The sequence below is a fragment of the Leisingera sp. genome (assembly GCF_982940295.1).
Genome location: NZ_CEYXRG010000022.1, coordinates 56,480 through 67,281 on the forward strand (window position 1 = coordinate 56,480; position 10,802 = coordinate 67,281).

Consider the following 10,802-nt stretch of genomic DNA (forward strand, 5'->3'; position numbering starts at 1 on the left):
GCCTGCCCGCAGCGGGGCAGACCCCTTTACGCTCAAGTCAGCAGATCGAAGTCATGCATCAGCGGCAGCCGCCGCGCCCGTTTTCCTGTCAGGTCGAACAGCGCGTTTGCCAGCGCCGGGGCCGCGGGCGGCGTGCCGGGTTCGCCCGCGCCGCCGATATGGGCTTGTTCTTCCAGAATGCGCACCTCCACCTGCGGCATCGTGTGCATGCGGATGGCGTCGTAATCGGGGAAGTTCATCTGCTCCGCGGCGCCTTCGGCAAAGGTGATCTCGCCGAACATCGCCGCCGACAGCCCGTAGGCCATACCGCCGGACATCTGCGCCTCCAGGTTCCGCGGGTCCAGCGCAACGCCCAGGTCAGCGGCGGTCCACGCTTTTCGAAGGCGGATGCCGCCCTCTTCCTCGGCAACTTCAATAACCTGCGCCACCGGGGTGCCAAAGCTGTAGGTCATGGCAACACCGCGGCCCACGCCTTCGGGCGTCTTGCCGGTCCAGCCGGACATCTCCTTGACCGCCTCCAGCACCTTGGCGGCAGGGCCCCATTCGTCGCGCGCCAGCTCCAGACGGAACTCTATCGGGTCGGCACCCGCGGCGTGGGCCAGCTCATCCACAAAGCTCTCCATGAAAAAGCCGTTGATCGAGGCGCCGACAGAGCGCCAGAAACCCACAGGCACCTGCAGATCGGCGGCATAGCCGCGGATTCGGTAATTCGGGATGCCATAGGGCTGGTTAAAGGCGCCGTCGGTCAAGGCAGTGTCCGGGCCGCTGGGCGACAAGCCGATCCAGCGGTTCATCGCCTGCGCAGTGGGGGACTGGCCGGCAATCTGCCCGTCCAGCAGCAGCGCCTTGCCATCCTTCACCGCACCGCGGAACCGTGCCGCCGAGGCCGGGCGGTAGAAATCATGGGTCATGTCCTCCTCGCGGCTCCAGGTCAGCTGCACCGGGGTGCCCGGCATCTGCCCTGCAAGGCGCGCGGCATAGACGGCAAAGTCGACCTCGCCCCTCCGGCCGAAGCCGCCGCCCATCAGAGTGGTGTTCACTTCGACCTGCTCCGGCTCGATCCCCAGCGCCTTGGCGCAGTGGTCGCGGACCAGCATCGGCCCCTGGTTGCCGCACCAGATCTGCAGGCGGCTGCCGTCAAACAGCGCGGTGGCGTTGAGCGGCTCCATCGTGGCGTGAGCCAAGTACGGCACCTCGTATTCCGCCGTCACCTCCTGCGCGCCCTCCGGAAGGGTTGCGGCGTCGCCGTCGTCGCGCAGGGTGGAGTTCGGCTCGGCGTCAAACGCCGCGCGGATCGCACCGGAGATCTCTGCCTGCGTGGCCGGGACCGGGGCCGCGCCCCAGTCGAACTCGATGGCTTCCAGCGCCTGAAGCGTCAGCCAGGTGTTGCTGCCGACAGCGGCAACCGCATCGCCAAGATCCGCAACCGTTTCAATGCCGGGCATCTGAAGCGCGGCCGCGGCGTCAAAACCGTTCATCCGGCCGCCCAGATGCGGGTTCGCTTTGAGGGCCGCAAACTTCATGCCGGGCAGGCGAACATCAATGCCGAACTGCGCGGTGCCGGTTGCCTTGTCCGCCATGTCGATCCGCGGTTGGGACTTGCCCAGCAGCCGCCATTCGCTGCGCGGGCGCAAGTGGCCGTCGACCGGCTCCAGCCGGGCTGCATCTGCTGCCAGCTCGGTATAAGCGATTTCCGCTCCATCCGGCGCCACTACTTTGCCCTCCCGGGTGCTGAGCTGGCTGCGGTTGATGCCAAGGCGCTGGGCGGCGGCCTCCTTCAGCGTTTCCCGGGCAGAGGCCCCGGCCAGCCGCATCCGCTCATAGCCGTCCTTCATCGAGGTCGAGCCGCCGGTCACCTGCAGATCCAGCAGCTTGCCCGCCTGGCCCAGCAGTTCGCCCAGCGAATGCATGAACCTGGACTTGTCATAGCCGGTGCTCGGCAGCGCCTCGCTCATCAGGGCGGAGTTGTAATAGGCCTTGGCGGCGGGGCCGTGCAGTACCTCCACCTGGTCCAGTGTCACGTCCAGTTCCTCGGCGATCAGCGCGGCCCAGGTGGTGTGCACGCCCTGGCCCATCTCGGCGCGCGGGGCGATCAGGGTGATCTTCTGGTCCGAGATCATCACAAAGGGGTTGAACGCCACTTCCCCGTCGCCGGGCTTCAGCGGGTTCGGGGCAGGGCGGCTGACGTAATAGGCGCCAAAGGCCACGCCGCCGACGATGGCGGCGGACCCGATCAGGAAGGAGCGGCGGGCGATTTTCTTGAAGCTGGCCATGATTTACGCCTCCTGCATCTTCTGGGCCGCGGAATGGATGGCGGCGCGGATGCGCGGGTAGGTGCCGCAGCGGCACAGGTTGCCCTGCATCGCCTCGTCAATCTCCGCATCCGAGGGCGCCGGGTTTTCCGCCAAGAGGCTCGCCGCCTGCATGATCTGGCCGGACTGGCAGTAGCCGCACTGCGCCACCTGATGCTCCACCCAGGCCTGCTGGATCGCAGCCATCGCATCCGGCGTGCCGAGGCCCTCGATCGTGGTCACCTCGCCCCAGACATCCGACAGCGCCACCTGGCAGGAGCGCACGGCCTCGCCGTCAATCTGCACGGTGCAGGCGCCGCAGGCGGCCACGCCGCAGCCGAACTTGGTGCCGGTGAGGCCAACCTCATCGCGCAGCACCCACAGCAGGGGGACGTCATCAGGCAGGTCCACCTGATGGGATTTTCCATTGATGCGAAGCGTGGTGGACATGGCGTGTCTTCCTTTGCTGGGTCGCTGACAAATGTAATCGAAAATGTCAGTATGTCAATTGACATTTTTCACAAACAGTGTCAGAAGCGAAATCATGAACATGGCAGGCATAGACCCAAAACAGCAGGCAATCCTTGAGGCCGCCTGGGCGGCGTTCTCCACCTATGGGTTCCGCAAGACCTCAATGGACGACATCGCCAAGGGGGCAGGCATGTCGCGCCCGGCGCTTTACCTGCATTTCAAGAACAAGGAGGCGATCTTCCGGGCGCTTGTGGCCGCGTATTACGGCAATGCGGCAGAGAACGTCCGCGCCGGGCTGGCCTCTGAAGGCACCTTGTCAGACCGCCTGCTGGCCGCGTTCAGGGGGCAGGGCGGCGAAGCGATCGAGTCGATGATGTCCTCACCCCACGGGATGGAGCTGTTTGAGATCACCAAAAACGTCGCGGGTGAGGAGATCGAGGCGGGCGAAGCGGCCTTGCGCGGGCTTTACGCCGGCTGGCTGCAGCAGCAGGCAAAGGCCGGGCAGGCGGCGCTGAACGGCGATGCTGCGGTGATCGCGCAGACGATTTGCGCGTCCCTTAAGGGCATCAAGCAAACTGCCGCGGATTTCGCCGCCTATCAGGCCGGGGTGCGTCAGCTGGCCGCCCTGTTCGGGGCCGGGCTGACGCCGCGCTGAGGGGCGGGCCGGACGCACCGGCCCGCGCGCGCATTACAGTTCGGTGCGCAGGTGCCAGAGCTCGGGGAACAGCTCCACCTCCAGCATCCGTTTCAGATAGCTGACACCGCCGGTGCCGCCGGTGCCGCGCTTGAAACCGATCACGCGCTCCACCGTGGTCACGTGGTTGAAGCGCCAGCGGCGGAAGTAGTCCTCGAAATCCACCAGCTTCTCGGCCAGTTCGTACAGCTCCCAGTGGGCCTCGGTATCGCGGTAGACCTCTGTCCAGGCGGCCTGCACCGCCTCATGCGGCTGATAGGCCTCCGACACATCGCGGTTCAGCACTTCATCCGGCAGATCAAAGCGCTGCGCCAGCGCCTTCAGCGCCACATCATAGAGCGACGGCTGCTTCAGTTCCGCCGCCAGCAGCGCCAGAATGTCCGGCCGGTGCGAGTGCGGCCGCAGCATCGCCTTGTTGCGGTTGCCCAGCATGAATTCGATCTGCCGGTACTGGTGCGACTGAAAGCCTGAGCTTTGGCCCAGCTCGTCCCGGAACGCGGTGTAATCCGACGGCGTCATGGTGCGCAGAACATCCCAGGCGGAATTGAGCTGCTCAAAGATGCGCGCCACCCGCGCCAGCATCTTGAACGCCTGCCGTGCCTGGCCGCCCAGCAGCCGTTCGCGGGCGGCGCTCAATTCATGAATGGCCAGCCGCATCCACAGTTCTGAGGTCTGGTGCTGGATGATGAACAGCATTTCGTCATGGGTGTTGGTCCATGTCTTCTGCGCGTTCAACAGCATGTCGAGCGACAGGTAATCGCCATAGGACATGCGCCCGTCAAAGGACATCTGGGCGCCGTCGTCGGCGGGATCATAGGGTTGGGTCATCGGATCATTCCTTTTCCTAAATGCAGTATATGTCAGGGAAAGGAATGCGTCCTCCGGTTCAGGGTGCCGCATTGGGCCAGACGGCGCCACAGCGCAACCCAGCCCGCCGGGCGGCAGAGCGGCAGATGGTATGCGCGGCGCAGGCGCATCAGGTGACCGCGTGGCGGACCATGTATTCCGGCCGGTCCCACAGGGCGTTTGTCATGACGTCAGCGATGATCTCCGCCGCGGCGCGCACGTCGCCTTCGTCAATGTACAGCGGGGTGAAGCCGAACCGCATGATATCCGGCGCCCGGAAATCGCCGATCACGCCGCGGGCAATCAGCGCCTGCATCGCGGCATAGCCCTCGTCGAACTTGAACGACACCTGGCTGCCGCGGAACGCAGGGTCGCGCGGCGAGGCCAGCTCCAGCTGCGGGCAGCTCTTCTCGACTTCGGCGATGAACAGGTCGCACAGCGCGATCGACTTGGCGCGCACGGAGTTCATATCTGCCATGTCCCAGATATCCATTGCCGACTCCAGCGCGGTCAGCTGCAGGATCGGCGGGGTGCCGACGCGCATCCGGTCGATGCCGCTGCCGGGCCGGTAGTCGAGGTCAAAGGCAAAGGGCGCCTCATGCCCCAGCCAGCCGGACAGGGCGGGGCGGGCGGTCTCCGCGTGGCGCGGCGAGACATAGATGAAGGCCGGCGCGCCGGGGCCGCCGTTCAGGTATTTGTAGGTGCAGCCCACTGCGAAATCCGCATGGCACCCGGCCAGATCCACCGGAATGGCACCCGCCGAATGGGCCAGATCCCAGACCGTCAGCACACCCAGTGCATGGGCCTTCTCGGTCAGCGCCTTCATGTCGTGCTTACGGCCGGTGCGGTAATCCACCTCGGTGATCATCAGCACCGCGATCTCATCGGTGATCGCGTCCTCGACCTCTTCCGGGTCCACGACCCGCAGCTCATAGTCCGGCCCCAGCGACTTCAGCAGCCCGTCTGCCATATACAGGTCGGTGGGGAAGTTGCCGTTGTCCGACAGCACCACCTTGCGGCCCGGGTTCAGCTCCAGAGCTGAGGCCACCGCCTGGTAAACCTTGATCGACAGCGTGTCGCCCATCACCACATGGCCCGGCTCCGCCCCGATCAGCCGCCCGATCCGGTCCCCCAGCGCCTTGGGCTTGTCCATCCAGCCGGCCTTGTTCCAGCCGGTGATCAGCATCTGCCCCCATTCGTCCTGCATCATCGACCCGACCCGCTCCCGGGCGGCGCGGGGCAGGGGGCCCAGCGAGTTGCCGTCCAGATAGATCACGCCTTCCGGCAGGTCGAACATTGCCTTGGTTGCAGCAAAATCGGTCATTGGGGCCTCGCGTGCCTTGAGGTATTTCAAGCTTAAAGCTTTTTGAAGGTGCTATCGCATCCGCATCATTCTGTCCAGTGCCTAGCGCTTGGCGGGCTGCGGGTCCGGAATGCCCAGCTCGGCGCGCTTCTTCCTGGACAACTTCGCGGTGACCATCTGATAGGACAGGGTGATCTGGTCCTTCAGCTCCGTGTCCGTAAGTCCGTCGTCGTCAAATTGCTGCAGCCATTTCATCCCGCGCGACGCCAGATAGGGCGCCGGGCGCACGCCGGGGCGCTCCTGCAGCACTTCAAAGGCAATGTCGCCGGCCTTGAAGGTGAAGGCATCCCTGCCGTCAGCCCAGCCGCAGACCGCAAACAGCTTGCCACCCGCCTTCCAGACGTCCGAATTGCCCCATTGCACCACGTGTTCCGCTGCTGGAAAGCTGGCGCAAAAGCTGTTGAACGCCTCCCGGTCCATCAGGTCTGCCCGCCCGCAATCTCGATGCACTGGCCGTTCACCGATCCCGACCCAGGCCCGCACAGCCACAGCGCCGCGGCGGCGACCTCGCTGGGCTCGATCAGCCGCTTGTGGCGGTTGGCGTTCACCATTACGTCCATTGCCTCCACCGCGCTCATACCTGCGCGCTGCGAGATCGCCGTGACATTGCGCTCGACAATCGGGGTGTCGACATAGCCGGGGCACAGCGCGTTAAATGTAAATGGCGTGCCCAGATAGTCCTCGCTCAGCGCCCGGGTCAGGCCAATCATCCCGTGTTTGGTGGCCGAATAGCAGGCCGCCCCTTTCAGCCCCCGCAGGCCGGCGATGGAGGACACGGTGATCACCCGCCCCCAATCGGTCTCCCGCATCGACTTGAAGCACTCCCGGATGGTCAGAAAGGCCCCGTCGAGGTTGGTCGCCATCATGTTGCGCCAGAACTCCATCGAGGTCTTGTGCAGCGCCGCGCCCTCGGCAACGCCGGCATTGGCAACACAGATCTGGACCGGACCGCGCGCCGCCACCGCAGCCTCCACCTTGGCCGCCACATCCTCCTCGCTGCGCACATCCATCGCCAGCGGATGCAGGCCCCCGGTGGCAACCTGCTCCAGAACCTCCTGCCTGCGCCCGGTGATGGTGACCTGCGCGCCCTCAGCGGCCAAAGCCTGCGCAACTGCCAGCCCGATCCCGGTGCCGCCGCCGGTGACCAGCGCGTGTTTGCCTTGCAATGTCATGATACTCGGACCTCCCTGTTTTGCGGGCCAGCCTAACCGGGCCGGGGCATCTGGCAACCCCGCCGTGCCGTCACGCCGCATGGGTAAGGCGTTTACAGTCACATTCGCATGTGTGAATGTCGCTGCAAACCTTCAGGGAGATTTCCGATGAAAGCCATTGCCGCCCTCAGCGCAGCCTTGTGCATCGCTGCAACCGCCCAAGCCAGCGAAGACATCGCTGACCAGTACCCCCAGTCTGAGCTGTATTCCAAACCGGTGGAGGTCATCCCTAATGTGTTCTCCGCCATCGGGGCCACCGCGCCGCCGACCTATGAGAATGCAGGCCATAACAACAACCTCTCCTTCATCGTTACCTCCGAAGGCGTGGTGGTGGTGAACGCCGGTGCCTCCGATGCCTTGGCCGAGGCGCTGCACGAGGAAATCAAGCAGGTGACGGACCAGCCGGTGGTTCTGGTGATCAACGAAAACGGCCAAGGCCATGCGATGCTGGGCAACGGCTACTGGCGCGACATGGGCGTGGACGTGCTGGCGCATGCCGAGGCGATTGCTGAAACGCAGGAAAACAGCGACCTGATCCTGCAGCGGATGCGCGGCTACAACAAGGACCGGGCGGGGCAGACCCGCGTCGAATACGCCAACCTGTCGTTCGAGGACCGCTACGATCTCTCCTTGGGCGGGGTGGAAATGCAGGTGCTGCACCTCGGCCCGGCGCATGATCCGGGTGACATCCAGGTCTGGATCCCGGAGTGGGACCTTCTGATCGCCGGCGACATCGCATTTCACGAACGCATGCTGCCGGTGTTCCCGCACACCTGCACCAAATGCTGGATCGAGACTTGGCAGGACAAGCTGGAACCGCTTGACCCCGCCTATGTGATCCCGGGCCACGGCCACCCGACCAATTTGCCGCAGGTGCGGCGCTACACGCTCGACTACTTGACCGACCTCCGGGCCAAGGTCGGCGCCCATATCGAGGCGGGCGGAGACCTCGCCAGCGCCTACTATGTTGACCAGGAGCGCTGGAAGACCCTGGACACATTCGAGGAACTGGCAACCAAGAACGCGGGCCGGGTTTTCGAGGAAATGGAGTGGGAGTGAGCCGGCCCCGCTGCGGTACACAAAAATATACTTAGGCAAACCGGTGAATTTGTGCAGGATCATGCCGCAAGCTGGAACAGATTCTTCGTTTCTGCGGCACGAAGGGCATTTTGTCCTTTTCTTTCAGTCCCGGCCGAACCGGTCTGGACGGCCAGGACGGATAAGGGAAAACTGCCCGCGATGTGCATGATTTCAGGACATATTCTGCAAGGGGGCAGGGCCTGATGCGGTGGCTTGATGTGCCGCCCGTCTGGCTCGCGGGCTTTGTCCTGGCCGCATGGCTGCAGGCGCGGCATTTTCCGCTCGGGCTCTCGTTCGGCGGCGCCTGGGCGGAGTTTCTGGGCGGTATCCTCCTGGGCGGCGGACTGCTGCTGGCGCTGCTCGCCATAACCGAGATGCGGCGGCAGAAGACCACGGTCCTGCCGCATCAGACACCCAGCCGCCTGGTGCAGTCGGGCATCTTCAGCCGCAGCCGCAACCCGATCTACCTGGGCGATGTGCTGATCCTGGCGGGCCTTATCCTGTGGTTCGATGCGGTGCTGTCGCTGCCGCTGATCCCGGTTTTCCTCTGGGTGCTGGAGAAGCGTTTCGTCATTCCCGAGGAAGACAGGATGCGCCGGACGTTCCGCGCCGACTGGGCCCGTTATGAACGGAAAGTGCGCCGCTGGATCTGACCGGAACGCGGCATTGCGGCATGACTTTGCGGCAACGCAGCAAAATCCTTGCGCAACAATCTTGCGCATTGTAGAGAAAATTATTGTGATCCGTACCCAGAGGATGCTGGCACGGGCAGGACGAGGGGGACCGACAAGGTGAAAATAGGAACACCAAAAGAAACATTTGCGGGTGAAAACCGCGTGGCGATGACGCCGGACTCTGCGCGTCAGCTGCAGAAGCTGGGGTATGAGTGCGCGATCGAGGCCGGGGCCGGGGCAGCGGCGGGGTTTTCCGATGCTGCCTATGAAGCGGCCGGCGTCGAGATCATCAAGACGGCGGCAGCGCTGTGGAAGGCGTCCGATATCGTCGCCAAGGTGCGCCAGCCCGACGCCACCGAGCTGAAGCGGCTGACCAAGGGCAAGACGCTGATTTCCTTCTTCAATCCGGCCGCAAACGAAGAGGGCATGGAGCTCGCCAAGGCCAAGGGCGCCAATGTGATCGCCATGGAAATGGTGCCGCGGATCTCCCGCGCCCAGAAGATGGACGCGCTCAGCTCCATGGCCAATATCGCGGGCTACCGCGCGGTCATTGAGGCGGGCAACAACTTCGGCCGCTTCTTCACCGGCCAGATCACCGCCGCGGGCAAGGTGCCGCCGGCCAAGGTGCTGGTGGTCGGCGCCGGTGTTGCGGGCCTGGCGGCGATTGGCACCTCGACCAGCCTGGGCGCCGTCACCTATGCCTTCGATGTGCGCCCCGAAGTGGCCGAGCAGGTCGAATCCATGGGCGCCGAGTTCGTCTATCTCGACTTCGAGGAGGAGCAGCAGGACGGTGCCGCCACCGGCGGCTATGCGGCTGTCTCCAGCCCGGAATTCCGCGAAGCGCAGCTCGCCAAGTTCCGCGAGCTGGCGCCGGAGGTCGACATCGTCATCACCACCGCGCTGATCCCCAACCGCGACGCGCCCAAGCTGTGGCTGGCCGATATGGTGGCGGCGATGAAGCCGGGCTCGGTGATCGTCGACCTGGCGGCGGAGCGCGGCGGCAACGTCGAAGGCACCGTCAAGGACGAGAAAGTGGTGACAGACAACGGCGTCACCATCATCGGCTACACTGATTTCCCCAGCCGGATGGCGGCGCAGTCCTCGTCGCTTTACGCCACCAACATCCGCCACATGATGGCCGACCTGACGCCGGAGAAAGACGGCCAGGTCAACCACAACATGGAGGACGACGTGATCCGCGGTGCCACCGTGGCGTTTGAGGGCGAGATCACCTTCCCGCCGCCGCCGCCCAAGGTGCAGGCAATTGCGGCCAAGCCCAAGGAAACTGTGCCGGAACTGACACCGGAGGAAAAGCGGGCCAAGGAAATCGAGACCTTCAAGGCGCAGACAAAGAGCCAGGTCACGATGCTGGCGGGCGGCGGTGCGCTCTTGCTGCTGGTCGGGCTGTTTGCGCCGGTCAGCTTCATGCAGCATTTCATCGTCTTTGCGCTGGCCTGTTTCGTGGGCTTCCAGGTGATCTGGGGCGTCGCGCACAGCTTGCACACGCCGCTGATGGCGGTCACCAACGCGATCTCCTCGATCATCATCCTCGGCGCCTTGATGCAGATCGGATCGGGCAGCTTCCTGGTGATCCTGCTGGCGGCGCTTTCGGTGTTCATGGCCGGGATCAACATCTTCGGCGGCTTCCTCGTCACCCGGCGCATGCTCGCCATGTTCCAGAAATCTTAAGGAGGCCGGGCACATGGATTACGGTTTCACCACCGCCGCCTATGTCGTTGCGGCTGTTCTTTTCATCCTGTCGCTGGGCGGGCTTTCCAACCAGGAAAGCGCCAAGCGCGCGGTCTGGTACGGCATTGCCGGCATGGGGCTGGCGGTGTTTGCCACCCTGATCGGCCCTGGTTCGGGCCTGTGGCTCTTGTCGATCCTGCTGATCGCGGGCGGCGGCATCATCGGCACCTATGTCGCCAAGCGGGTGCAGATGACCGAGATGCCGCAGCTGGTGGCGGCGATGCACTCGCTGGTCGGCCTCGCGGCGGTGTTTGTCGGCTTCATCGCCCATTTCGAGATCGGAAATGTGGCATCCGCTGCCAGCACCGATGAGCTCGGCACCTTCGCCAAGCTGATCGCCAAGAAAACCCCGGCCGAGATCGCCTTTTTGCGCGTGGAACTCTTCCTCGGCATCTTCATCGGCGCGATCACCTTCACCGGCTC

The 10,802-nt window shown here is 64.6% G+C and carries 11 protein-coding genes; 5 read left to right on the forward strand and 6 right to left on the reverse strand.

Annotation, left to right across the window (positions count from 1 at the left end):
- Positions 1 to 32: 32 nt before the first annotated feature.
- On the reverse strand, positions 33 to 2,273 hold the full coding sequence (locus AC4HIX_RS17570; RefSeq protein WP_490399920.1) for a xanthine dehydrogenase family protein molybdopterin-binding subunit: 2,241 nt from the start codon (positions 2,271 to 2,273) through the stop codon (positions 33 to 35).
- A gap of 3 nt (positions 2,274 to 2,276) precedes the next feature.
- Entirely contained in the window at positions 2,277 to 2,741 is a 465-nt protein-coding gene (locus tag AC4HIX_RS17575) for a (2Fe-2S)-binding protein (protein ID WP_490399921.1), read from the reverse strand.
- A gap of 94 nt (positions 2,742 to 2,835) precedes the next feature.
- On the opposite strand from AC4HIX_RS17575, the gene AC4HIX_RS17580 reads away from it, so the two are divergent.
- The gene (locus tag AC4HIX_RS17580; RefSeq protein ID WP_490399922.1) at positions 2,836 to 3,417 is read left to right on the forward strand and encodes a TetR/AcrR family transcriptional regulator; all 582 of its coding nucleotides are present in this window, start codon (positions 2,836 to 2,838) and stop codon (positions 3,415 to 3,417) included.
- 33 nt (positions 3,418 to 3,450) lie between these two features.
- Here AC4HIX_RS17580 and kynA read toward each other — a convergent pair whose 3' ends face one another.
- The 4 genes from kynA to AC4HIX_RS17600 form a co-directional block, all read right to left on the reverse strand.
- Positions 3,451 to 4,284: a tryptophan 2,3-dioxygenase gene (kynA, locus tag AC4HIX_RS17585; protein WP_490399923.1), complete on the reverse strand. Its 834-nt coding sequence runs from the start codon at positions 4,282 to 4,284 to the stop codon at positions 3,451 to 3,453.
- A 148-nt stretch (positions 4,285 to 4,432) separates the two neighbouring features.
- Positions 4,433 to 5,626, reverse strand: a complete 1,194-nt coding sequence (kynU, locus tag AC4HIX_RS17590; RefSeq protein WP_490399924.1) for a kynureninase — start codon at positions 5,624 to 5,626, stop codon at positions 4,433 to 4,435.
- A gap of 81 nt (positions 5,627 to 5,707) precedes the next feature.
- The gene (locus AC4HIX_RS17595) at positions 5,708 to 6,085 is read right to left on the reverse strand and encodes an MmcQ/YjbR family DNA-binding protein (RefSeq protein ID WP_490399925.1); all 378 of its coding nucleotides are present in this window, start codon (positions 6,083 to 6,085) and stop codon (positions 5,708 to 5,710) included.
- A complete protein-coding gene (locus tag AC4HIX_RS17600) occupies positions 6,085 to 6,837 on the reverse strand; it encodes an SDR family NAD(P)-dependent oxidoreductase (protein ID WP_490399926.1) in 753 nt (250 codons plus the stop codon). The genes AC4HIX_RS17595 and AC4HIX_RS17600 overlap by 1 nt, the downstream gene beginning before the upstream one ends.
- Before the next feature lie 147 nt (positions 6,838 to 6,984).
- On the opposite strand from AC4HIX_RS17600, the gene AC4HIX_RS17605 reads away from it, so the two are divergent.
- The 4 genes from AC4HIX_RS17605 to AC4HIX_RS17620 all read left to right on the forward strand — a co-directional run.
- Positions 6,985 to 7,935 (forward strand): MBL fold metallo-hydrolase, encoded by a 951-nt coding sequence (locus AC4HIX_RS17605; RefSeq protein WP_490399927.1) that lies wholly within the window; start codon positions 6,985 to 6,987, stop codon positions 7,933 to 7,935.
- Between the two features lie 224 nt (positions 7,936 to 8,159).
- A complete protein-coding gene (locus tag AC4HIX_RS17610) occupies positions 8,160 to 8,609 on the forward strand; it encodes a methyltransferase family protein (RefSeq protein ID WP_490399928.1) in 450 nt (149 codons plus the stop codon).
- 138 nt (positions 8,610 to 8,747) lie between these two features.
- Complete coding sequence (locus tag AC4HIX_RS17615) at positions 8,748 to 10,319, forward strand: Re/Si-specific NAD(P)(+) transhydrogenase subunit alpha (protein WP_490399929.1); 1,572 nt, start codon at positions 8,748 to 8,750, stop codon at positions 10,317 to 10,319.
- Between the two features lie 13 nt (positions 10,320 to 10,332).
- Positions 10,333 to 10,802: NAD(P)(+) transhydrogenase (Re/Si-specific) subunit beta (locus tag AC4HIX_RS17620; RefSeq protein WP_490399930.1), on the forward strand; the 470-nt coding region annotated here is incomplete at its 3' end.

Bases quoted from the DNA above. Each gene is read 5' to 3' on its own strand.
- AC4HIX_RS17570 (WP_490399920.1), bottom strand. From the start codon at position 2,273: ATGGCCAGCTTCAAGAAAATCGCCCGCCGCTCCTTCCTGATCGGGTCC.
- AC4HIX_RS17575 (WP_490399921.1), bottom strand. From the start codon at position 2,741: ATGTCCACCACGCTTCGCATCAATGGAAAATCCCATCAGGTGGACCTG.
- AC4HIX_RS17580 (WP_490399922.1), top strand. From the start codon at position 2,836: ATGAACATGGCAGGCATAGACCCAAAACAGCAGGCAATCCTTGAGGCC.
- kynA (WP_490399923.1), bottom strand. From the start codon at position 4,284: ATGACCCAACCCTATGATCCCGCCGACGACGGCGCCCAGATGTCCTTT.
- kynU (WP_490399924.1), bottom strand. From the start codon at position 5,626: ATGACCGATTTTGCTGCAACCAAGGCAATGTTCGACCTGCCGGAAGGC.
- AC4HIX_RS17595 (WP_490399925.1), bottom strand. From the start codon at position 6,085: ATGGACCGGGAGGCGTTCAACAGCTTTTGCGCCAGCTTTCCAGCAGCG.
- AC4HIX_RS17600 (WP_490399926.1), bottom strand. From the start codon at position 6,837: ATGACATTGCAAGGCAAACACGCGCTGGTCACCGGCGGCGGCACCGGG.
- AC4HIX_RS17605 (WP_490399927.1), top strand. From the start codon at position 6,985: ATGAAAGCCATTGCCGCCCTCAGCGCAGCCTTGTGCATCGCTGCAACC.
- AC4HIX_RS17610 (WP_490399928.1), top strand. From the start codon at position 8,160: ATGCGGTGGCTTGATGTGCCGCCCGTCTGGCTCGCGGGCTTTGTCCTG.